The organism is Vibrio sp. FF266, assembly GCF_041439695.1.
Taxonomy (GTDB): domain Bacteria; phylum Pseudomonadota; class Gammaproteobacteria; order Enterobacterales; family Vibrionaceae; genus Vibrio; species Vibrio tasmaniensis_A.
This window is the reverse complement of sequence record NZ_JBGOOO010000037.1, coordinates 1-23,218: the sequence shown is the minus strand read 5'-3', so window position 1 is coordinate 23,218 and position 23,218 is coordinate 1. Positions and strand designations below refer to the sequence as shown.

Genomic DNA, 23,218 nt, shown 5'->3' with positions numbered 1-23,218 from the left:
CGACTATCTACTTATGAAATACATCGTTTACTGGCACCATTTAGAAAAGGGCAATCGTTGCTTTGGCAGTTCGCCAAAGTAAATCAAGCAATCATGCTTCTCAAAAACATAACTGACCTCATCATATAATGCGCTGAACCCTCGATATGCAACATGCTTTCTATCCGTTCTTGCTAACTATCTATATTCTAATGAAATATCTTTATAAATAAAGGATGAACTCGATTGCATCACTTTTACACAAATCAATAAAATCAATAATTTAACAACAAAAAAATAAAAAAAAAGTCCTAGATACCACTTAGTTTTATCCTTATTACCCGCCATCACTCACAACGAAGGGAATACATTTCTGTCGTAAACAGGTCTTGTTAGCTAAAGTTAACAATCCAAAATTATAATTTATTGACAGCAGACGACTTTGTTGCGTAATTCAGTTTTAACCACTCGTTAATCCTTTATATCGACAAATTCTTGAGTTTAAACTTCTTCTATCCAGCTAAAATTGAAGCGAGCCAAGGCGAGCAGATCATGACAAGAAACGAAATGCGTCAAACGCTTTTTGAGTATATATAGGTTGATTACTATCGAACGCAAAGGCAATCTTACGATCACCTTTTGTATTCATCATTCCTATTCATCTAGATAGATTCACAAATAGGTATTCTGGTGAGTCTATCTTAAAGGTTGGCAATGAACTGCTGGTTAAACTGAGCGTTTACTTTGCGGTTAAGCTGTTCGTATTTCTCGGTCAATTCAATTTGTTGAGTCTGTAGTTGACCGGTGGTCAGGTTAGCAGTGTGAAGCTGACGCATCTCTTCCATAAAGCCATTTGTTAGCTGGCTAAAGATGGCATCTTTGCCGATGATAAAGCTAGTGAAGTTCTCTTTTACAAACGCTTGTTCATCGCTACTCAAGTTTTCTAGACCAAGGCGAGCTTGATTCGCTGAGGTCACATCATCAAACGTCGCTTTTGCCGGATCAGTACCAGGATTTAAGTACGCTGCTTCATTTTTGAAGTCTTCTGCTGTATGTGTTTGTGCGTTTTCAATCAGCTTTTGAGAGGAGCCTCTTACTTCAAATGTAGACTGTACTGGCTTGTGGTCGCTGACATTATCAAACCCTTCAGTGATAACACTGGTTTCATGGTTTTGTAAGTTGCCTGTTTTATTTGTTAAGCCAGTATTATCGAGCTCACCGAAGTCAGGTCGGTCACGACCTTCTTTTTGTTTAATATTACCAGTGTGCTTATCAAGCTGCATGTAAGTGTGACTATTAAGAGGATTGAACTTAAAGCCATGCTTGGCTAAATGCGTATCATCATGTGCGACTGGATCGTACATCACATCAGAACCTTGAGCGGTGCGTTTTTCACGCTCATTCAGATCACCAGTGATCAGAACCTCTTCATGCGGTTTGCTCCCTTCCATCAACTTGTTACCTTCGAATTCACGTTTGACTTCTTTGTTAGAATCCAAGTGTGCAGAAATGACGTTTAGAGCTTGACCATTGATCTCTAGAGCCGTTTTTACGCCACCTTTGTTACCAGTGATACCCATGAAGAATTCCATGTTTCGACCACCGATACCATGACGGTATTCAGACTCTTTTTTGACGTTAATATCGACGCCGTCTTTTGCAAAAACGGACATTGAAGTGTAGCTAACACCTTCACCAAGACCTTTCGTCATAACTTTCATTTTGTTTTGACTCAGAAGGTTCATACCATCAAGCTCAAGATCGTTAGCAAGCAATTTAGACTCTTGTTCCGCAAACAAAACCACATCATAGTCACCTTTTTGAATCAGGTTCTGGAAGTAGTTCTTTGTGTCTTCCGGCATCTTTTGGTTTGCTTGGTTATAGGTCAAAGTTAAGACCTTAACGTTGCCGCTGCCTTCTTTTTTATGCAGTTGTTGATTCATCTGATTCAGCTTTAAATCACCGTTTTTTGAAGAATCGGCTTTACTAAAGAAACGATTAAAAAAGCTTCGGTTTTCTTTTTGTTTTAGAGTAACGTCACCATCGCTATTTTTAGTTACGCTGTACTCTTTACCAAATACAGAACCAAATTTAACGGTATCGCCTTCTTTGGCGCTACTTTTAATATTTTGAATATCTGCGAGGTCTAAATTACCTCGATGCTGGCTATTAATTTGAATTGTAGACATACATTAAACTCGTATTTTAAATAAGGGAACTTAAACAAAGATCCCAGCAGGAAGTGTTTCTGGGATTGTCTCTGCGTTATCCGCTTGCTCAATAAAATGGTGCCATTGCTCCATTCTTTCTAACAGTTGCTGAAAAGTGTTCTGCACATAATCTTGAGGTTTGTTTGAGAGAAAAATAACCTTGTAGCTCGTTAACCTTCGGCTATCAGGCATTAGACCGATACCGAAACCACCACGGAAAGGTTCCAGAGCATGTTCACCAATCGCGATAGCAATCGTTTCTGGAAGAGGGGTTGGCAACTCCACAGGGCTGGTGAGAGACATGTGTAAGCTAATGGTGGTTTCGTTCTTAAATACGGTTAAGAAAAGTGCTTCATCATGATTATTCGTATCCGATGATAACTCACATTGAAATAATCCGTTTTCATCAAAATCCACGCCGTTACCTAAAAAACTGATACTTTCCTGATAAATATCCATTGTGTTCCTTCTGTGTATTTTTCTGAGGGTTCTTATTCGTAGTGAGAAGAATTATAAAGATGAGGGAATGGCAAGATATTAAATACGGGCGGAAGTTTTTATACTCAATGAACTTTAAGAGGCTTTGATGCTTAATTTAGTTTAGAGACAGATTCGCACCGTTTCGTGTGCTTCTTAGTCAATACGACAAGTTTTATAACCCAGTAAGCTTGTTCAACGCTTTGCTCATCGCATAAGTTTCACCCACCTGTGCATTGTAATTTCTTAAGCTCATCGTCCTCCTAGTAACAGAGAATGAATGCATTGTTGCTTAAATCAGTTGAACCTTTTCCAAGTCTTGTGATCTGATCCTTTATGGTAGTTAGAACGGTGGTGACATGGGTAAAGCGGAAAAGAAGATAACTAACTGGGCGGAATACAATAAGGCTCTGTGCAAGCGTGGTAGAGGTTTCCAGTATTCTGATACCGCGATTGAAACTGCCTTGATGATTAAGGGGATCTTCTATCCGCCATTACGTGCTCTTCAAGGCTTTATTGGTTCTATCTTTGAGCTATTGGATGTTCCACTGACGTCCCCTGACTACACCTGTATCAGCAACCGTTCGAAGACAGTTCAGGTCAAATATCGCAATAAATCCAAAGGAGCTATTCGCCATATAGCGATTGACTCGACTGGTCTCAAAGTTTTTGGCGTCGTTGAACCTCAAACTGATTTGATCAACAACGCCGAGAATGAGTGGATTCCACACATCGCGGAAAATCTAAAGTAAAATGGCTATGAACTTATGCTAGGAGTGGGTTTTATTATTGGGTTGATAATCGCAACAAAGCGTAGATAAGCGTGTCAATGATCTCCTCAAGGAAGAGTTCTTGCTGACTCAGGACAAAAATCTTAACGAGTTAAAACGCTTATTGAAGAGTTGATACATACGTCTAACGAAATTAGGCGGCATTTCAGTCTAGGTGTGAATTTGCCAAATAAAATGCATGAAAAAAGCCAGTAACTTGCATTACTGACTTACTAAAAATTGCCAACCTACTTTAGAAGAAGGGGACTCTAATCCGCAGTGGTTTTAAACGGTAGGAGCAGATGCTCGCCATGCTTGGTTTTGGCTATCAGCAATTGAGCGAAACAGATCCCGCAGCTCTTTAAGCATACTATCTTGAAAACCAATATTTTCGTCAGCTTTCTGTTTCAATGCTTGTGCACGTGTCGCTAGAACTTCATCTTCTTTACCGCGAGCCTGAGCTTTAGTTTGCTCTACATTTGATGCTGAGTTTGCCATCTGACTAAGAGACTGAAGAATCGAATTTCGCGCTTGATTAGAGGTGGTAGCTTTGTCAAACTTTCGCCCCCCTTTTGTCAATTTATCAGTCAAATTACCAAGACGGTCTTGCCCGACATCCTGAACACGCTTTAACTGTTGCTGTTGAGTTTTCGATAACCCACCATTGTTCAACAAATCATTAGCCTTATCTACACCAGCTTTTTGTGTTTTCAGTAATGTATTAGTCGATGCTTCCGCTTTAATTTGTTTACCAGCTTTAGCAGAACCTATTCCGCCCAAAATTGCCGTTACACCGGCTAGAACTCCTGAAACTACAGCCATTGCGATCATCGCTTTAGCAGATTTATTTAGCTCTTGTGCTTGACTCTTAAGGCTCGCTACATTCGCTTCAACCGCGATTTCACGTTCAAGTGTTTGTTGTTCTCGGCTTAACTTCGAAACTTGGTACAGTAAGGTCATCAAAGCAAGAGATTCCGAAACCGTATTTGACGATGATTGAGTTCCAGATTGACCATGAAGTGCTTTTTCTAGGGTTTTCATAAGCAGATTTGCTGTTGGTGCCAAAGCGGTCATCAGCTTTTCAACCACGCGAGCTTGTTCTCCACTTTTCGGCGCTTTAGGTCTTTCCAAAAGATAATGTTTAGCACCTGACACCGCCGTCTCATCGTTACCACGAACCGCTGCTTCGGTTTTTGTCTCGGGGGCTTTTTCAACCTTAGTCGTTTTATCTATCTCACCCAAACCGTATAGATCTGCATTCCCAGTCTTACCAATTTTATCTAACATAAATTCTCCTTAAACCGTCGCTGGACGATTCATTACCGTTTCCATCGTTTCGCTTTTCGCCTGAATCATCTGCATGATGACATTCATCAACTCTTGGAAACCTTCCATCATCTTAGCGATTTCTTTTTTAAGCTTATCAATAACCGATTGAGTCAGCACCTTCTCCGCTTTCTGCTGAGTAAGATCCGCATTAATTTCTGTCACTTTAGCTTTATTATTGGAATGAACACTATCGGCAGAGCCTTTACCAACATTAGAAAGAAGATCTAATGACTCTGCAGCAAATCGAATACCTTTAGCTGTCGTCGTGGCTGCTTTAGAACCCATATCTGCAACTTTTGCCATATTAGCTGCCGCTTTAGTCGCAATATCAGTGATTTTTTGTGCTACTTTACTGGCACTTTTCCCCGCCAATTTAGCAATACCGCCCGCAGCCGCGCCGCCAAACGTCACAACAGCCCCAATAACCGCAACCGCAATCTCTAAAGCCATCATAACTTTGCTGAGAGCATCGACATTAATGCCAGCTTCTTTCATTGCATTTTGAACAGCTGGTTCTTGCATAGCCATACTGACTACACCCAATACACCACCGGCAATCATTAGTGCACCAGCTGCTGCTCCAACACCAGTTGCCACCATTACAGCGCCCACTATAATCGAAACTGCGGCACTGACCCACCCAAATATCTTGGAAACCAGACCCGATTTTTTCGCTTCTTTAGCCGCAGCTTCAGACTCTTTGAGTTTTTGTTCGTTATCCTTTATTTCTTGTTCGTGTTTCGCTTTCGCTACTTTTACTTCTTGGATCTTAAGCTTGTTTTGTACGCTCTTCAGTTTGTCTGTGATAGCAGCTAGCTCTACCTCAAAGTCATCGGCTGACCCTGCCAGGATTTTCACTGCTAGTGAGCCCGTGTTGTCGGCGACCGCATGTAAAACCTTGGCAATCGAATCAACGATTTTTTGTAGTTGATTCATGGCTTTCAGCGTTAATTCATTGACCTTATCGCTAACTGCAGCGTTCGGTGCATCAAGCTGAACTTTAACTTTACCAGTGTTCGGTACTTCAGATTTTTTACCTTTTACGTTTTCAACCGTTACTGAAGCTGACACGTGAGATGCAGTCTTAGTAACCTTATCTAACATTGTTTGACCAGAATCCGGTAAGTATGCCTGACTCTGAGTGCGGTCTAGTGCGATAGAATTCATATTCTAGTTACTCCTTTTGTTTTTCACCGCTTCTAACATGATGCCTGCGCGTTGATGCAAATCTGCATACTCTGGTTTTCCGGCAGACATCCCCTTCGCGCTGTAAAACCCACTCTCTGCCTCTGTTAATTGCTCAAGTTTTAGGTAACACTCTGCAGAGTGGAAAGGTGGGCGTGGGTCATTAATATCTACAAGCGCTGCATAACTGTAGGCGTCAATCGCCTGCAGGTACTCACCCAGTTCTTGACGAGCAGCTCCTAAACCAATAAAAAATCGTGCTTGGTAGTGGTCAAGCATGCTAAGCAGTTGGAATATCTTACCGGCTTGCTCTATTTTTCCTGATTGGAAAAAATTGAATCCAACAGCGTAAATGTGCTCAATGGTATCTGCTGATACATCGTGCAGCATTTTTAACGTTCCACCTTCCTCAAGAAACGAAAGGAGTTCCTCTGCTTGCATTTGAGATGGGTCAGTTACCGGGTTTTGTGTAGTCATGGTTATTTATCCTTAAATCGCTCGTAGGATTGCTTGCAAAATATTGTGGTACTTTTGAACAAATTTGTTCATAGCTTCAACAGTTGCGTTGTATTGGGAACTGATGTCGCTTAACGCAGTAGTTTTTAACTGTACAGAATCGTTAATTGGCTTCGACTTACTTGAAACCGAGCTAGAAAAATTACTAAGGTATTTGTTATCTGTATTGTTATAATATACATCGCGACTAACAGTCACTCCTGCATGCTCTAAAAATTGTTTGTGAGTAAAGTATTTAACTCCATCAGAACCAACCCTTGGAGTTATATGTTTTTCTAAATACTTAAACTCCTTACCTTTTTCAAACTTTTGTTGAGTCTCATATCCGAAATGTTTATAAGTAAAATGCTGCCTGTCTGGATAATAATGCCCACCACCAGTACTTGAGTTAATTATCTCCGATAACTTTGTACTGATGGTAGTCTGGACTTGACCAAATATTTTTAGTTTAGTCGTAAGCTCTTGGAGTTCCTCTTTCTTCTCGTTACGCTTTTCAAGACGGTTCACTCGACGCTCATTTAAAGAAAACAGCACGCGCTCATCAAAACGATCGCCAATAGTCGAATCAATCACAGATAACAAATCACGAGAGGTTAACGAGTGCTCAGCTTTAACATCTGCTTTCCTTTGACCGTCAGTCCCTACCGTTATTTTCTTTTCATCTTCTGTGATTTTACTTAAACGAGCTTTCAGAGCGGCTAGGTTACTCATCATTTTTTTATGACGAGTGGCAAAGTCGATACCAACATCTTTCCTCAACATCATTTTTTCAAACTGAAATCTTATATCTCGTGCTGTATGCTGTTTTATTTGGTCAACCTGTTGTTGTGGAGTTTGGAACTTCTGCACTTCGTGAAGACTGCTATAAAAGGCATCGACTTGAGTGTTTATAAGACTCACAGCCATATTCGAGAATAAGCTAGAGAGCGTTATATCCGTAGATGAGCTCCTTAGCTTTGCAATTGCCGCATCAAGTACTATTTGCAGCTTACTAACCGAACCTGCTCCATAAGCATTTGCGTATTGACCTTTTACTTGGTTCACCAGATCGTTCAGCCCTCCTCTAAGCTCCTGCTTAGACATACCTGGAAGCCAAGTGATTTTATTTGCCAAAAGTTGTGCATCACTGCCACTTAGCGTAAGACCTGCATTATTTAAAGATCTAGTAAGCTGTGCTAAAACTGCTGCTTTGAAGCTTTCTTTCGTTAATAAATAATCCGAGTTATTTAGCTCGTTGATGTCTACCGAACCTAGATTGCGAAATGCATTACGCAAAAAAGAAATAGCGTTCTCACGAACCTTACTAGAGCTCATTTGCTGAGAAAGTGAATTTATAAACACACTGATCTTCGCAGTAGCTTGTTTAAGTGCATCGGCATCTAAGTTAGCTATTTGTTCTTCTTGGGTACTCTGGCTTCCTAAGCGGAACTGATTGATAAAGTCTGTAGGGAGCGAATTGTCTACCTTGTCACTTAACTGCTTTTCGAACCAAGTTCGGAATTGGTAAGTAAGTGTTTTGTTGACTCCGTTTACCAAGTCTTGAGGTGAAATCTGACCATTCACCGCTTGATTTTGCAACGATTTCATCCAATGAGCAGCAGTATCAACTGCAGCAGTGCCAGTAAATGCTGCTTGTTTTTCTAGTAGTTTCCTCAATGAATTGGCATAAAGATCAAGGCTATCTTGTTCACTACGCCCTAACACCTTAGGCAATTGACTAATCAACGCCTTCAACTTAGCCGCATTTGGCTCCCCTAAAATATTAGCCAATTTATCAGCCAAACGATCCTGAAATGAGGTCTGCGGCTCTGGTCGAGGTCCTACCCCACCTACTGGGTTTCTTCTGTTTATATCCGTCATTTAAAAACCTTTAAATTACTATGCCACGAAGTAACACAGGCCGCTTGCGCCTAGAGCCTTCGGCATTAGTGCCGTGGAGCGGATGTTGTTGTTGTCTGCGGCGTTGTACTTCCTCGAGCAATTCATGTTCTGCTTGTTTCATCAGTTTGGGATCGGCGTTTAACCCATCAAGCAGAATATTTCCTGCTACTGGACCAACACCTAATCCTTCAAGTAGTTCATTGAACACTTCAGCTCTGTCATCTGCAGTAAGGATAGCAAGTTCTGATTTTTCAATGGTTTCGGTAAAGGGTTGCTTCATCTTGATACCTATATTAAAGCGAAGCATCTATTAGATGCTGTCAGTAACAGTCGAGAGTTTTTACTTTCTTTCTCTTTTTAAGTGGGCGGTAGTCACTCAGGCGCAAGTAGTACCAATCATCTTGTTCATCGTGACTCGCACCACAGGCTCCCAAATAGAATTGCGCTAATCTTTGGTTACTCATATTGCTACCACGCAATACGTCAACGTTGCCACGAATGATCCAGTTGAGTGGGTACAATCGGATAGCATGTTCTGCGAGTAAAAACAGTGCAGAGAAAGGATTGCTCAAACCTTGGTTTGGAGTAATTCTTCGCAACAAAACGATGATAATTTCACCATCGTCTACTCGGAACACGAGCTCCATACCGTCGTATTCGTAGCGATGGCCAAGTAAGATAGTGCTTTTCTGCCAGAAATAAGGCCTCACTTTGATTCCTGACGTCACTAAAGACTGACTGAGTACACATGCCATTACATTCCCACCCTGCCTAAAGGTTGAATATTAATTTGTTGCGTTAGTTCTTGAAAAGACAGCACTGGCAGATCGTAGTATTCAGATTCAATCAATTTTCGCACGTAACGGCGTACGTCCATTGACACCACTAACACTGGTTTATTTGGCATACGGCTCAAATCACCAACTGCTTGCTTAACGTCGCTGACAAACTGTTGAGTAACGGAAGGGTCAAGCGCTAAGTAACTGCCCGACGAAGTCTGACGAATACCGTTACGGAGCATATCTTCCAAGCTCTGATCTAACAGGTATGCTGGCAACATATTTTGACCGCTGGCGTACTTGTAACAAATATAGCGTTTCAAACTTGAACGGATGTATTCAGTCAACTGAACCACGTCTTTTTCTTTTTGTCCCCACTCCACCATTGCTTCTAAGATCACTCGTAAGTTACGAATAGAAATATCCTCAGAGACAAGGCGTTGTAGGATTTCCGTCATTTTTTGCAAAGGCACAATACGCTGTGTCTCTTTTACTAATTCGGAATAACTGCCTTCCATTTGCTCTAGCAAATAACGAGTCTCTTGGATACCGATAAAATCTTGGGCGTACTCTTTTAGCACATGAGATAGGTGGTAAGTCAAAATACGGTCGGGAGTTAAAAAGCCCACTTGGCTGTTTTCTAGTTTTACTTTATGACTGTGGTCTACCCAAATACTCGAAATTCCCGGTAGAAAATCGTCATCTTTCTCGTAAGGTATACCAAGCAAATCGATCTGCTCATTATCTTCTGTCACCAGCAGTTTTAAGCTTTGAATCCGACCGCGGGCAACTGGCACTTCTTGCAATTGAATCAAGTATTCACCGTTGCTCATCCCTTCGTTAAATCGTAAGTGAATCCCCGGGAACGGCACGCCGAGATCTAGGTACAACGCTCGTCTTACTCGTGCGAGCTCATCATTCAAAGCGACGGCTTCTAAGCTCTCTTGTAAGCGAGCATCCAAATCGATTAGCAGCGGTACCGTCATAGCGAACTCTTCTTGTTCACCTAGTTTTCCTTTGCTGTTGCGCTGAGGTGCCGCTTTGTTCGATTTGGCGGCTGGCGAGCCCGCGCCTTGGGCAACAAAACTTGGTAAGTCGGCACTGCTTAATTTACTTTGTTGTTTTTTGTTATGGAGTAAGAAAAAGCCGCCACCACCGACTACAATAGCAAGAACAAAGAAGGTAACCTTCGGGAAACCGGGAATAAGCGCAAACAACACTAGCAACACACCGCCAATCAACAAAGCTCTTGGTTGTGCTGTAACCTGTGCTCCGATATCTGAGCCTAGGTCAGAGGACTCTTCATTCGAAACGCGCGTCACAATAATACCGGCAGTAATCGCGATAAAGAGAGCCGGAATTTGCGATACCAGGCCATCACCTACGGTCAAAACAGCAAATAGCTCCAATGCTTCCGACGCTGACATGCCTTTTTGAGTCACACCTATGGTTACACCGCCAAGAATATTCACCACGATTATCACCAGACCAGCAATAGAGTCTCCTTTTACGAACTTCATCGCCCCGTCCATAGAGCCGTACATTTGGCTTTCTTTTTCAATCACTGAACGGCGATGACGCGCCTCATGAACATCGATTACCCCGGCGCGCATATCGCCGTCTATACTCATTTGCTTACCCGGCATCGCATCAAGGGAGAATCGAGCACTGACTTCCGCTACCCTTTCTGAACCTTTAGTAATCACCATAAACTGAACGATTGTGATGATCAGGAAAACTACGATGCCCACGACCAGGTTACCACCCACGACGAAGTTACCAAAGGTAGAAACGATTTGACCAGCATCACCTTGCAGCAGGATAAGTCGTGTTGTAGTGATAGAAAGTGACAAGCGAAATAGTGTAGTGATCAACAGAACCGCTGGGAATGCAGAGAACTCTAGGGGGGATGTAATGTAGATAGCAATCATCAATAAGACGACCGCTATACTCATGTTGGTACCGATAAGTACATCCACCAATGTCGTAGGTAAAGGCAAGATCATCATAAAGACGATTGCCAGTAGCATCACGGCAAGCATGATGTCTTTACGCTGCCCAACCTTGTTAATAATATCGATCAACTTATTCATTTGGTTCACTATTTAGAGATTTTATATAACAGCGATGAGCGCGGCGCGCGCCCTCAACATCATCTTGTTTCCAGCGGGCTTGGCTAAGACAAAACCATAAACCAGCTTCATTAGAGTTGTTGGCTTCCAACAAGCTTTCGCACAGTTCGATTGAACGAGCGTACCGCCCTAAATCCAGGCATGCTACCGCTAATGTTTGGCGAGCTTCTTTATGCTGAGGTTCGATTTCCAACAGCGCTTCGAGTAACATAATTGCTTGTTTAGGTTTTTTATATTGAACTTGGAGAGCCCCGTGGATAAGCAATAGCTCCACATCTTTTGCTTGTAACATGGGAGTTAAACCTGAATCAGTAGATTCAACGCCATGGTGAGATAACGTTGATCTAATTGAGTAGTTTGCAACGTTTCCGCTGCTTGAGTTAGCGTATGAGAACCATTTTTCTTCGCCAAGTCTTGAAGTCTTTGCAGAGTTATATCAAACTGCTGACGGTATTTTTCTGGGCGAAGTAAGTCTGTATGTGTAATCTTTGGCTTAGCGAGTGGCATCAAGTACTGCTCTGAAGGGCGAAGTTCATACAATTTCTCTAGGTGCGTCGCGATGGCTTGACCGTCAGGTAGCAGTTGAAAACGTTGTGGAAAGTCGCTTTCGACTTGCTCAAGAGAGATATGAGCAAAACTTTCAATACCAACGTTTAATGTACTAATCCGATTCATGAGTTCACCACGTCGTTATGCAAACGAACTAGCAACGCGAATGCTTGTTCTATGGTTGGTAAGGTAACTTCATCGCCTTCAATTTGCGCTGAGAAAACTAACGCTTGTTCATCGAACAGCCCAGTTTTAATAGTGAATGGCCACCCTTGCCCTGAATGACAAAAGCTCAGTGCCTTTTTAATTGACTCATTAGATTGATGCCATGGCAGCGCTTTTACCAACATAAGAAACAAACAATCCTGATATTTCTCAAGGTACAAGGTGCCGCTTTGTTCAAAGCTCAACTGAACACGTCCAGCCGACGAGAAATTTACGGCTTCAAGCCCCATTCCTCGGCAAAAATCATCCACTGACGCATCAATCCAATTCATCGTTCCAAATTTCCTCTTCTTCTAAATCAATCGCTTCATCAAGCACTTTTTGTATTGCTTGTATTAGGTTTTGCCGCTGTTCTTCGTCGTTAAACACATCAATGGAAATATGCCGAACTAAGTTGTGCAGTTCTCGTAAAAAACTAATTTGTCGCTCAATGGCCCCCAACTTCATGGCGTTCACTAAGTTCCATATCTCTTCGCTTCCCACCCAGCGCTGCTCAACTAAGTCGATGACATCCGACATTAAATCAGTAACTTGATAAGCCATGGCTTGCCTGCTGAGGTTTAAACATCTGATAGATATTACTAACTTGATCTTGAAGGGTATTCAGCGTCTTAAGTTTTTGCATATCTGACATCAAAAGCTGCAGCTTAACCGAATCAATATTACTGCCTTGAACACTTAAATCTGCACTCATACCTTGCAACATAAAGTCGACGGCGGTGGACACCTCTTTTTCACCAAATCGCTCAACCACATCCTTGTATGCCGAGCCTAAGCCTTGGTAACTGTGTACTGTGTCACGATAGAAACCGCGTAGTTGGTGCAAACTGCTAAAGTCTTGCTCTTTGCTATATTCATCAGCAAAGCTCGACACACGAATCTCGGTATCAATCTGAGACCAAGAATCTGGATTTTGCTCAAAGTTCAGAAGGGCTTGGTCAATCAGCGCCAACAGATTCTTACTTTCTGGGTTCGCTCCGAGAAACTTTTTTACCGCCTTTAATGCAAGGTACTGGTGACTCTTCTCTTCAGAAAAGCCATTAAGGTAAGCTTGTAGCTGCGCGATCGTTGATAAGTTGCCACCCGCCATCTTGGTAGCAAGGTCTTTGATCTTTTGGTTCTTCTCAAGATCAGGAACTTTCCTTAAATATTCAGACACCAACTCATGAGCTTCATTAACCCGAAGACCACCATCTTTTACTTTACGTTTGGTTAGATCTTTTTCTGCTTTTTCTGAGCCTAATGACGTCAGCTCCTCCATTGCGTCAAATAATGATTGAGTAGCATTGTGTACTCGGACGCTCTCGCCTCGATAGTTTCCACCAATTGACTCCCCAGAACGTACGTACTCATGACCGCTTCGAATTGGCGTGTCAAACTTGTTACCCGTTGCAATTTGATTGTTGATAATACTCACTCATTTGCACTCCTTTCGTACAATATGACTTGAGTGTAAATGTTGTATTTGCAATAGGCTGTCAAAATCAGACGTGTTTTTTTAGGGCATTTTTAGTTTTCTAAAAACTCCCGACCAATAGTCACTATAAATACTGCCCCATCCTTTCTACTCTATCACTACCAGTTATTACGCATATTTCCTAAATTGAACGATTTCTCATACATCACCGAAACGCAACAATCTGCTATCAGACAAACTCGTTTGATACAAATCCGCGGCCGAGTTACTCAAGTTACTGGCACCATCATCAAAGCCGTGGTTCCTGGTGTTCGTGTTGGGGAACTTTGTGAGTTGCGCAACCCTGACCAAACCTTGTCGCTTCTCGCGGAAGTGGTTGGTTTTCAGCAACATCACGCGTTACTTACTCCACTTGGAAACATGCTTGGTATTTCCTCCAACACCGAAGTGAGTCCACTTGGAAAAATGCATGAAGTAGGCGTTGGCAACCACTTGTTAGGTAAGGTACTGGATGGACTGGGTCGCCCGTTTGATGGCACCCAAAATAAAGAACCGAGTGCTTGGTATCCAGTTTACAAAGATGCACCGCCACCGATGCAACGAAAATTGATCGAAAATCCCATCTCCATGGGGGTTCGTTCGATAGACGGATTACTCACCTGCGGCGAAGGACAAAGGATGGGTATTTTTGCCGCGGCTGGTGGTGGTAAAAGTACCCTACTCGCCAAGTTCATCCGCTCCGCTGACGTTGATGTCACAGTTCTCGCCCTTATCGGCGAAAGGGGGCGTGAGGTTAAAGAATTTATCGAACACGACCTTGGTGAAGAAGGCATGACAAGGGCGGTGTTAGTCGTAGCAACCTCAGATAGACCTGCAATGGAACGTGCCAAAGCTGCGTTTGTGGCCACCTCCATCGCAGAGTACTTCCGTGACCAAGGTAAACGCGTCCTACTGCTTATGGATTCTGTCACTCGCTTTGCCCGAGCTCAACGTGAAATCGGCTTGGCAGCAGGTGAACCACCAACACGACGAGGTTATCCGCCTTCTGTTTTTGCTGCATTGCCAAGACTGATGGAACGTGCTGGCCAATCAGACAAAGGCTCCATCACCGCTCTGTACACCGTACTTGTAGAAGGTGACGATATGACAGAACCAGTTGCCGACGAGACCCGATCAATACTTGATGGTCACATTATTCTTTCTCGGAAACTGGCCGCAATGAACCACTACCCAGCCATTGACGTGCTTCGTTCAGCAAGCCGTGTAATGAACCAAATCGTGGATAAAACTCATCAAGCATCGGCAGCTCATATGCGTGAAATGCTGGCAAAATATGAAGAAGTTGAACTGCTGATTAAAATTGGCGAATACCAACATGGTGCTGATAACCGCGCGGATATGGCCATTGATCAAAGTGATGATATCCGAGCGTTTTTACGTCAAGGCACACACGAAACAAGTGAGCTCGACGAAACCGTGACTCAGTTACAAGGACTCGCGGGCTTATGATCGAGCAGTTACTAGAGATCAAAACGATTCGTGCCGAGCGAGCTGACAGTGCAGTTCAGCAGCAAGAGTACCGAGTCAACAACGCCCTCTCTATAAGGCGAAAATCCGAGCAGTCCGTAGTCGATTATCACCAATGGCGAAAAGAAGAAGAAGAGCGACGATTTACCAAAGCGAAGCAGAAAATGGTGGTGCTAAAAGAACTCGAGATATTGCGACAAGAAATCGCACTATTGAGGGAAAGAGAAGCCGATTTAAAGCAGCGAGCCGCTGAAGCCAAAAAAGTATTGGAGCAAGAAGCTCAACGGCTCAAAGAGAGAAAAAAAGAAGCAATCGCCGCTCATAAAACCAAAGAAAAATTCATTCAGCTAAACGAACAAGAAATCGCTGAACAAATACGTCAAGTGCAGTACCAAGAAGAGCTCGAACAAGAAGAGTTTCGTAGTGCCATTGTTTCATAGAAGGTAAAAATGCGAGTCAAACACGATCACCCAGACACAGCAGGATTTCCCAAAAAGGTTCGACAGAGTCCCGCGACTAACGTCTCGGAAGAACTTGAGTCTATCTTTAACAATGCTCTGAAGCCTAAAACTCAGCCAGCCAATCTTCAGCAAAAGAGTGCCAAAGACCAAGCTGATTCAACGGATTCAACGGTTTCAACGGATTCAACGGATTCAACGGTTTCAACGGATTCAACGGATTCAAGCGCATCTCTTGATGGCTTGTATCTCGATCCCAAAGACATTATTGACGGTTTCCCAAAAGGCTTGAATACTCAACCAGCGCCAATCCAGTTTGATGGTAAAGCCGCTACCTCTGTGCAAAACGTCTTGAATGGTCAGCGACTAAAGCCCGATACGACAGTAAAAGAAGCGGTAACCTTAAGTAACGCGCAGATTAACACAGAAGCGAAAGCTACGTTGTCCGCATTTGAAGAGAAGCTAAAACCCTTAAAGCGCATTGATTTACATCATTCAACCTCTGAAGTGGGCACCAAACTGCACTCGGCGGCGAATATAAACCAACCGACTACTCAAGGTGATGTGATCCTAAAGAGTATGGAAGCGCAAACACCTCGCAGCTCGGCAAGAAACGTGAACGATCTGATTAGTAAGTTGGTCGAAAAGATCTATGTTTCTCTCCCAACAGCGAACGAGAAGGAGGTCCGACTGTTTCTCAATGAAGGTCAATTGAAAGGTGGTGAGATCTCCATTAAGCACGACAGTTCTGGTTACAGCGTCTTAATTAAACAAGAGCATGCCCTTTCGCTAATCAACCCAAACGCTAAACAAGAATTGGTTGAGCGCTTACAACGCTTGGGGATTGAACAACCGATTCGAATCTCAATCAGCGAGCAAATGAACCAACAACAAGATCAACAACGTTCTCGACAACAACGCAGTATTTATGATGAATGGAAGCCTGAGGACGAATGATGATACTTAATTTCCCTAAAGTCGACGCATCAAGCATCTCGCTAAGCAATCAACTATGTGCGAAACAATGCCACTTTCAAGATAGCCTGAGCAACAGCCTGTCGGTTACGCTAGGGCCAAAACCTCAATTTACTGGCTATCGTTTGGCGTTATTCATTGGAGGGCAAACGATCAAAATAGATTTTTGTGGTGCGCAATTACAGTTGTGGTTACATGACATGCTTGACTCAACGGCTTTTGAATCACTACCAAACTCATTGCAATTGGCGTTACTCAATAGCCAGATTGAACCATACACCGATGTGATTAAACGTCTTTTTGGGCAGCTTCCTGTCTTAAGCAAGTTACAACCTCTTGAACAGCAAACTCAGCAAGAGAATGTATTGATGCTCACCATCAACCGTGATGACGCATCTCTTAGCCTCTGGGTGCATGAAGGTCGAGATGTGCTACTTGGCGCGTTGCCACAAGCACCATCTTACCTAAGTCAAAATATTGCACTACCATTCTGGTTGAGTTTTGGCAAAACACGTTTGGCAGTCAGCCAATTCGAGCAACTGGAATTGGGGGATGTGGTGTTTTTCGATGATTGCCACATCGCACAACATCAAGTGCTCTTTCAGATATCCAATCAAAACCTTTGGCGATGCCAACTCGACGAAACCATACTCCACATCCTAGATAAAGAAACCAATATGAACGATATCAATAGCTCTGAAGTACTTACCGACCACAAGCAACTGCCAATTGAACTCACTTTTGATGTTGGTCAGCAAACCATAACTTTAGAACAACTTAACGCGCTACAACCTGGCTTTACCTTTGAGCTTAACCAGCCAATTTCAAACCCGGTCACTATGCGAGCAAACGGAAGAATTATTGGTGAGTGTGAACTTGTGAGCATCAATGAACGCTTAGGTGTTCGCGTTCTCGAATTGTTTGGCGGTAGTCAGGAGCCAGCATGATCCAGTTACCTGATGAACTGAACCTAATCGTCACGCTCGCCCTACTTGCTTTGGTTCCTTTCATTGCAATGATGGCGACCTCTTTCGTAAAGCTTGCTGTGGTGTTCTCTCTATTGAGAAACGCACTGGGTGTACAACAAATACCACCCAATATGGCGCTGTACGGATTGGCGATAATTTTGTCGATCTTCATTATGGCACCAGTAGGATTTGAAACCTACGACTACGTTACACAACATGAAATATCCCTAGAAGATTCCGACAGTGTTGAAGGGCTGATTGAAAGCGGACTGCAGCCATATCGAGAGTTTTTGAAAAAACACATCCGTGAAACTGAAACGGTGTTTTTTACCGATGCTGCGAGAACCTTGTGGCCACAGAAGTACTTCGACCGCTTAGAGTCAGACAGCTTATTGTTGTTACTCCCCGCCTTCACGGTCAGTGAACTAACTAGGGCATTTGAGATTGGTTTCTTGTTGTATCTGCCCTTCATCGCTGTCGACCTAATCGTGTCCAACATCCTACTGGCAATGGGGATGATGATGGTATCGCCGATGACAATTTCGCTACCATTCAAACTACTGCTTTTTGTGTTACTTGACGGTTGGACCAAGCTAACTCATGGCTTAGTACTCAGCTACGGATAGTGAGGAGAGAAATATGAATCCGGCCGAAATAATCCACTTTGCCACTCAGGCTTTAACGCTTGTTCTATTCTTGTCGCTGCCACCGATTCTGGTTGCGGCGTTTGTTGGCACCTTAGTCTCACTCATCCAAGCACTGACTCAAGTTCAAGAACAAACGTTGGGATTTGTCGTTAAACTGATTGCCGTCATAATTACCTTGTTTGTTACCGCACAGTGGTTGGGCGCCGAGCTGCATTCGTTTGCAACATTGACCTTAGATAAAATCCCGCAAATACGATGAGTTACGATGATTTGCACCACGCACTGTTCCTGTACAGCTTAACGCTTCCTAGGTTAATGGCTTGTTTTATATTCCTGCCGATCTTAAACAAGCAAATGCTGGGTGGCACCATGGTGAGAAATGGAATCTTGTGTTCTCTTGCACTTTTTATATTTCCTATAATTAATCAACAAAATTTACCTGCAGAAACGGATGGAATCTGGTTAATGGTTATCTTGGGGAAAGAGGTGTTATTGGGTCTGCTCATTGGCTTTATTGCGGCGATCCCCTTTTGGGCAATCGAGGCGGCAGGCTTTCTCGTGGATAACCAGCGAGGCGCAGCCATGGCGAGCATGTTTAACCCCACCCTCGGTTCGCAATCGACGCCAACGGCGGTATTGTTGACTCAAACTCTGATCACTTTGTTCTTCTCGGGCGGTGGCTTTGTCACTTTTCTTTATGCGCTATTTTCCAGTTACTCGTCATGGCCTGTGATAGGTTTTTTTCCAACCATAACAGAAGGGTGGGCACGCTTTTTCTACGACCAATTTGAGCAATTAATGTGGCTTGGAGTTTTGATGTCTGCGCCTATAGTACTGGCGATGTTCCTTGCCGAGTTTGGGCTTGCGCTCATCAGCCGATTCGCACCACAACTCAACGTTTTCTTCTTGGCAATGCCGATCAAAAGTGCCATCGCCAGTGTGTTATTGATTGTGTATCTGGCTCTGATGATGAACCACTTTCAAGCACTTTTCTCTGAAATCGCACTGTTCTCAGAGCAGCTAAACACTATTTGGTAATCGCTAGAGTCTGCTTATCTCTCGAACTTATTTTTGCAGCGACTTGTAGATTGTTCTTGCAAAAATAGATGCTTTGAAATGTGGTAACTCTATTCGATAAACCTATAATGCAGTGGAAAGAAACCACAAACGCCGTCCAAAGAGTTCAGCTAAAACGTTTTACTCTTTGTTGAGAGGGATTTACTTAGAACGATTCGGCGAAAAGGAATTAGCCGTCCGCCTCTCACCTGATTAAAACGCTTTATCTCGAACAAAATTCAACCAAAATAAATAAACAGGTCCTAATAATGAGCGGAGAAAAAACTGAACTCCCCACCCCAAAAAAACTCAGGGATGCCCGCCAAAAAGGGCAAGTTGCAAAAAGTCAGGAAATCATTTCATCTTCATTGATTCTGTCTTTGATTGTCGTGTTGTTTGCATTCGCCGATTACTATATGTCGCACATATCTGCCCTAATTTTACTGCCAAGCAAATTGGCATATCAGGGCTTTCAAGATGCACTACTCGACGTAGCTATCGCCATCGCCAAAGAAATGGTTTATCTGCTTGCGCCGATCCTCTTGATTGCAACCTTAGTCGCCATCATGGCTAACATGGGACAGTTCGGCTTTCTATTTAGTGGCGAGTCTGTCAAACCGGACATCAAGAAGATCAATCCAGTCGAAGGGGCAAAGCGAATTTTTTCGTTAAAGAGTATCATTGAGTTTATTAAGTCCATTCTCAAAGTTTCGTTACTTTCATGCATTATTTGGATAACGCTGAAAGGTAACTTAAACACGTTACTGCAGATACCTACCTGTGGGTTAGAGTGTGTACCGATCATCACTGGCGTATTAATCAAACAATTGATGATTATCTCTGCGGTAGGCTTTATTGTGATTGCCGCAGCCGATTTTTCTTACCAAAAGTTCGACCACACTAAACAGTTAAAGATGACCAAAGATGAAGTGAAACGTGAATACAAAGAGATGGAAGGCAGCCCTGAAATAAAAAGTCAACGTCGTCAACTGCACCAAGAAATGCAAACTTCTAACCAAAGAGATAACGTTAAACGCTCGAATGTGCTGGTTACAAACCCAACACACATTGCCATCGGTTTGTACTATAAAAAGGGCGAAACACCTCTGCCTGTGATTACCCTAAAAGAGACTGATGCGATGGCAAAGCGTATGATTGCGATTGCCAAAGAAGAAGGGGTTCCGGTGATGCAGAAAGTACCGCTCGCACGTGCGTTATATGCGGATGGGCAGTTAGACCAATACATTCCTGGCGATCTTATTGAAGCCACCGCAGAGATCCTGCGCTGGGTTGCGTCTCTGGAGCAATCTGAAGAGCAATAAGCGAGAAAACTATGTGGTTCAAGGTAAATATCGCTAGTACTCGACTCACTCAACTTGAAGATACAATTTTTAAGACATGAAAATGATCCATTTCTCCGTAAGCTATTGGTTGTGCATTACACCAGGCTCAATCGTAGAGCAAAGAAAGTAGAGGTCTCATTTAAGCCAAAAACGAGAAAAGCAATACAGCACCTAGCCATTGATGCGACTGGCCAATGGTTGATGGCGAAGGTGAATGGAAAGTCAAAAACGCAAGACAGATGGCAAGCGGAGAGTTTGTCGATATCGTATAACTCAAAGCATGAGCCGTCGTGGTAATTGTTGGAACGCCTGTTTTGAAAGCTTTTTCCACTCAATGAAAGTAGAAGCTGTCCAAGACGAGCCGATAATGATGCGAGAAGAGATGCTTCAAGCACTCTTTGAATACATCGAAGTTGTTTATAATCGAACAAGAAGGCACAGGGCTCTTGGGTATCTAAGCCCAATTAACTTTGAAAAACAATATGTCGCTTAATACCTTCTCCAGTCTAACTGGAGCAGATCATTAGGGCGAATGTCAAAGCTATAAACAAAGTCATAGGACTAGGTATGCCTGTTAGAAGCTAACTATTAGTCAAATATGGCGTCGTTGAACCTCAAGCTGATTTGATCAACAACGCCTACAAGAACAGATTCACACGATTGAACATAATGATAGTGGCTATATACCCAATCAACTTGAAGATGCAGGCTTGAGAACTTGAATTTATCATTAATTCGAGATGTCAAAGAGCCTGCGATCTCTGGAAGAGTCACAGTAAAAAATTGACCTATTGCCGCCTTGAAGTCCCGTTTGCTTTTGAAGTAAACATTGTTCCTCGACTTCTCATTCATTACTTTCCATAGCCGCTCTATTGGGTTTAGGTTTGGGCTATAAGGTGGAAGATAATGCAGTTCGATATTTAGGACAAACGCCGCATCTTTGACTAAGTCACTGCGGTGATATCCTGCACCATCTAAGATGATATGAAGCTTATGGGCTAACAGATAGCTCTCTCTTAACTTACAGAAAAAGCGAACAATACTTTCACTGTTAATGCTTTCGTAATCGTGAACAATGGTGGCACCAATATCCGACAGGTTCAGTGCACCAATAATGTTCAATCTGCTGCGATCACCCGTTGTTTCAATCACTTTATCCTGACCAGTACGTATCCAGCCATGAGATATTTTGGTTGATAAGGTTGGGTGAACAGCGTCGATAAAAACTATCGTTTCACCCTTACCACAGCTTGCCTTTAGTGATTTATAACCATCTATGAAGGCTTGTTGTTTTGCTTCATCAAACTTGTGTGGAACGCCTTTCGGCTGCTTGTAGCTAAAGCCATTGTGGTGAAGCCATTTGTTCATACCTGAAACCGTATAATCAAGTCCAAATGTCTCTTTAACATAGGCGACAATTTGATGAGTATGAGAATAGGTTTTCTCAGTCAAATGCTCGATTAGGTGCATGGTTTGAGTAGCAGAAAGTTTACTTTGGCTTCCGCCATTTTCAGGCTTAAGTTTTTCAGAAAGAACGTAGTCACTGAGGTGACGTGCAACGGTCGATTCATTAATACGAAGGGCTTGTGAAATCATAGTCTGACTCCAGTCTTCAGAAGCTAGCAAAACAGCCTTAATACGGTCGCAAACTCGACTGTCACGTTCATTGTCGTGCATTTGTCCGAGTTGTAGTTTCTGTTGAGGAGTCAGTGCAATTTTCATGGCTCGTAGCATGATCCTGATTCTAAAGAAAATCAAGCATCTTCAATGATCACGGGTATAAATACCAATCAAATTTGCTCTAATTATTCATTTTTTGAATTGATATTAAATTTAAATTGATATTAAATCTGAATTGGGTTTCTATATATGCGATTTAACGTAATTATAAATATAATGGAGATATAAATGAAAAAAATCATTGCAGTAATACTTCTAGGAGTAACATGTTCTGTCTTAGCTAAAGAAGTGCCGGTTAATTCACCAGAAGTAGATTTGTTGCTTAGCAATAATACTATTCATGGTGTTCATTACGGGAAAAAAACAGTTCAATATTTTTCCGATTCAGGCACAACGTGGTGGATGAGTAGTGGTGATGTAAAACCCAGCGAAGGCACATGGCGCATTAAAAATAATAAATATTGTTCAAACTTTGGTAGTGGGGAAAGCTGCTACGAGGTTGTCCATGATAACTCACAAGATATCTATTACTTTTTAAAAGGCGATTTCCGAGCTCCGTTTATCCCTCGTGAGGGATACACGTTTAGCTCGGTAGACTAGTTGTTTCATTTATTTAACGTAACGGCACTTAGTGTGGCCCAAATTTAGACACAAGAACAGCTCCCTATTAGGAGCTGTTCTGCGTTACGGAGTCACGCAATTGAACATAGGAATAATGAACACCAATAATTTTTTTTAGTGAGTTTTTTAAAACGTATGTCTTTTTACGGATAACCTTGTTTTTCTTAGATTCATCACTACATCAAATATGAACAATATTGCTGTTAAACTAGTTTAAAGGTTTTGTATGGCTATCTATGTAGCGCCTGGTAATAAAGTCGGGCGAGATGGGGCTCTTTTCAAGAGTGTAAAATTAATACAACAAATCATACGGTTGTAGTAAAATATGGTCGGTATTGTACTATCCGTGATCATGAAATAGCGCCTCCAACAAGTACTGCAGCGCGACATTGGTTGCAGATTTATAGAACACCAGATAATACGGAGTAATGTCCGTAACATTATCGTAGAAAGGTCGCTTAGCGGCCTTTCTGCATTTGTAAGTATTAGGTAGC

Annotated in this window: 23 protein-coding genes and 3 pseudogenes; 11 read left to right on the top strand and 15 right to left on the bottom strand. The window is 42.6% G+C overall.

Going from position 1 to position 23,218, the window contains the following annotated elements; translation table 11 throughout:
- Positions 1–680: 680 nt before the first annotated feature.
- Both ACED59_RS20055 and ati1 read right to left on the bottom strand, forming a co-directional pair.
- Positions 681–2,168 (bottom strand): VPA0450 family T3SS effector inositol phosphatase, encoded by a 1,488-nt coding sequence (locus ACED59_RS20055; protein ID WP_017096459.1) that lies wholly within the window; start codon positions 2,166–2,168, stop codon positions 681–683.
- A 30-nt stretch (positions 2,169–2,198) separates the two neighbouring features.
- Positions 2,199–2,648, bottom strand: coding sequence for an Ati1 family type III secretion system chaperone (ati1, locus tag ACED59_RS20050; RefSeq protein ID WP_017096458.1), 450 nt, complete (start codon positions 2,646–2,648; stop codon positions 2,199–2,201).
- 377 nt (positions 2,649–3,025) lie between these two features.
- On the opposite strand from ati1, the pseudogene ACED59_RS20045 reads away from it, so the two are divergent.
- Positions 3,026–3,340, top strand: a pseudogene (locus ACED59_RS20045) (transposase); the annotation flags it as partial.
- A gap of 381 nt (positions 3,341–3,721) precedes the next feature.
- Here ACED59_RS20045 and vopD read toward each other — a convergent pair.
- The 12 genes from vopD to sctW are packed head-to-tail and all read right to left on the bottom strand — an operon-like array spanning position 3,722 to position 13,449.
- On the bottom strand, positions 3,722–4,723 hold the full coding sequence (vopD, locus tag ACED59_RS20040) for a type III secretion system translocon subunit VopD (protein WP_017096456.1): 1,002 nt from the start codon (positions 4,721–4,723) through the stop codon (positions 3,722–3,724).
- Positions 4,724–4,732: 9 nt separating this feature from the next.
- Positions 4,733–5,932 (bottom strand): type III secretion system translocon subunit SctE, encoded by a 1,200-nt coding sequence (gene sctE, locus ACED59_RS20035; RefSeq protein ID WP_017096455.1) that lies wholly within the window; start codon positions 5,930–5,932, stop codon positions 4,733–4,735.
- A gap of 3 nt (positions 5,933–5,935) precedes the next feature.
- On the bottom strand, positions 5,936–6,427 hold the full coding sequence (locus ACED59_RS20030) for a SycD/LcrH family type III secretion system chaperone (protein WP_017096454.1): 492 nt from the start codon (positions 6,425–6,427) through the stop codon (positions 5,936–5,938).
- A gap of 12 nt (positions 6,428–6,439) precedes the next feature.
- Entirely contained in the window at positions 6,440–8,326 is a 1,887-nt protein-coding gene (locus ACED59_RS20025) for a virulence-associated V antigen (protein WP_017096453.1), read from the bottom strand.
- A gap of 10 nt (positions 8,327–8,336) precedes the next feature.
- Entirely contained in the window at positions 8,337–8,627 is a 291-nt protein-coding gene (locus ACED59_RS20020; RefSeq protein ID WP_017096452.1) for an LcrG family type III secretion system chaperone, read from the bottom strand.
- Positions 8,628–8,667: 40 nt separating this feature from the next.
- Positions 8,668–9,102 (bottom strand): LcrR family type III secretion system chaperone, encoded by a 435-nt coding sequence (locus ACED59_RS20015; protein WP_017096451.1) that lies wholly within the window; start codon positions 9,100–9,102, stop codon positions 8,668–8,670.
- Positions 9,102–11,228, bottom strand: coding sequence for a type III secretion system export apparatus subunit SctV (gene sctV / locus ACED59_RS20010; protein WP_102249940.1), 2,127 nt, complete (start codon positions 11,226–11,228; stop codon positions 9,102–9,104). Before sctV ends, ACED59_RS20015 begins: the two co-directional genes overlap by 1 nt.
- The gene (gene vscY / locus ACED59_RS20005; protein WP_017096449.1) at positions 11,212–11,550 is read right to left on the bottom strand and encodes a type III secretion system chaperone VscY; all 339 of its coding nucleotides are present in this window, start codon (positions 11,548–11,550) and stop codon (positions 11,212–11,214) included. Before vscY ends, sctV begins: the two co-directional genes overlap by 17 nt.
- Before the next feature lie 5 nt (positions 11,551–11,555).
- Positions 11,556–11,933 carry a type III secretion system protein VscX gene (gene vscX, locus ACED59_RS20000; RefSeq protein WP_017096448.1) on the bottom strand — a complete coding sequence of 126 codons (378 nt, stop codon included), beginning with the start codon at positions 11,931–11,933 and terminating at the stop codon, positions 11,556–11,558.
- Positions 11,930–12,304 carry a type III secretion chaperone SycN gene (gene sycN, locus ACED59_RS19995; RefSeq protein ID WP_017096447.1) on the bottom strand — a complete coding sequence of 125 codons (375 nt, stop codon included), beginning with the start codon at positions 12,302–12,304 and terminating at the stop codon, positions 11,930–11,932. Before sycN ends, vscX begins: the two co-directional genes overlap by 4 nt.
- Complete coding sequence (locus tag ACED59_RS19990) at positions 12,291–12,575, bottom strand: TyeA family type III secretion system gatekeeper subunit (protein ID WP_017096446.1); 285 nt, start codon at positions 12,573–12,575, stop codon at positions 12,291–12,293. Before ACED59_RS19990 ends, sycN begins: the two co-directional genes overlap by 14 nt.
- Positions 12,556–13,449, bottom strand: coding sequence for a type III secretion system gatekeeper subunit SctW (gene sctW, locus ACED59_RS19985; RefSeq protein WP_017096445.1), 894 nt, complete (start codon positions 13,447–13,449; stop codon positions 12,556–12,558). The genes ACED59_RS19990 and sctW overlap by 20 nt, the downstream gene beginning before the upstream one ends.
- A 186-nt stretch (positions 13,450–13,635) precedes the next feature.
- Here sctW and sctN point away from each other — a divergent pair, with 186 nt between their 5' ends.
- From sctN to ACED59_RS19940, 9 genes and pseudogenes are all read left to right on the top strand, one after another.
- Positions 13,636–14,958, top strand: a complete 1,323-nt coding sequence (gene sctN, locus ACED59_RS19980; protein ID WP_017096444.1) for a type III secretion system ATPase SctN — start codon at positions 13,636–13,638, stop codon at positions 14,956–14,958.
- Complete coding sequence (locus tag ACED59_RS19975) at positions 14,955–15,416, top strand: YscO family type III secretion system apparatus protein (RefSeq protein WP_017096443.1); 462 nt, start codon at positions 14,955–14,957, stop codon at positions 15,414–15,416. The genes sctN and ACED59_RS19975 overlap by 4 nt, the downstream gene beginning before the upstream one ends.
- Before the next feature lie 9 nt (positions 15,417–15,425).
- The gene (locus tag ACED59_RS19970; protein WP_371705089.1) at positions 15,426–16,391 is read left to right on the top strand and encodes a type III secretion system needle length determinant; all 966 of its coding nucleotides are present in this window, start codon (positions 15,426–15,428) and stop codon (positions 16,389–16,391) included.
- Complete coding sequence (gene sctQ / locus ACED59_RS19965) at positions 16,391–17,356, top strand: type III secretion system cytoplasmic ring protein SctQ (RefSeq protein ID WP_029223742.1); 966 nt, start codon at positions 16,391–16,393, stop codon at positions 17,354–17,356. The genes ACED59_RS19970 and sctQ overlap by 1 nt, the downstream gene beginning before the upstream one ends.
- Positions 17,353–18,003 carry a SctR family type III secretion system export apparatus subunit VscR gene (gene vscR / locus ACED59_RS19960; protein ID WP_017096440.1) on the top strand — a complete coding sequence of 217 codons (651 nt, stop codon included), beginning with the start codon at positions 17,353–17,355 and terminating at the stop codon, positions 18,001–18,003. The genes sctQ and vscR overlap by 4 nt, the downstream gene beginning before the upstream one ends.
- Positions 18,004–18,016: 13 nt before the next feature.
- Positions 18,017–18,283, top strand: coding sequence for a type III secretion system export apparatus subunit SctS (sctS, locus tag ACED59_RS19955; protein WP_017096439.1), 267 nt, complete (start codon positions 18,017–18,019; stop codon positions 18,281–18,283).
- Positions 18,280–19,062 (top strand): type III secretion system export apparatus subunit SctT, encoded by a 783-nt coding sequence (sctT, locus tag ACED59_RS19950; RefSeq protein ID WP_029222875.1) that lies wholly within the window; start codon positions 18,280–18,282, stop codon positions 19,060–19,062. The genes sctS and sctT overlap by 4 nt, the downstream gene beginning before the upstream one ends.
- Positions 19,063–19,349: 287 nt before the next feature.
- The gene (gene sctU / locus ACED59_RS19945; protein ID WP_017096437.1) at positions 19,350–20,402 is read left to right on the top strand and encodes a type III secretion system export apparatus subunit SctU; all 1,053 of its coding nucleotides are present in this window, start codon (positions 19,350–19,352) and stop codon (positions 20,400–20,402) included.
- A 114-nt stretch (positions 20,403–20,516) separates the two neighbouring features.
- A pseudogene (locus ACED59_RS19940) lies at positions 20,517–20,916 on the top strand (IS3 family transposase); the annotation flags it as partial.
- A 198-nt stretch (positions 20,917–21,114) separates the two neighbouring features.
- Here the strand turns inward: ACED59_RS19940 and ACED59_RS19935 are convergent.
- A pseudogene (locus ACED59_RS19935) lies at positions 21,115–22,157 on the bottom strand (IS630 family transposase).
- A gap of 174 nt (positions 22,158–22,331) precedes the next feature.
- On the opposite strand from ACED59_RS19935, the gene ACED59_RS19930 reads away from it, so the two are divergent.
- A complete protein-coding gene (locus tag ACED59_RS19930) occupies positions 22,332–22,703 on the top strand; it encodes a hypothetical protein (protein ID WP_017097360.1) in 372 nt (123 codons plus the stop codon).
- Positions 22,704–23,218: the final 515 nt, after the last annotated feature.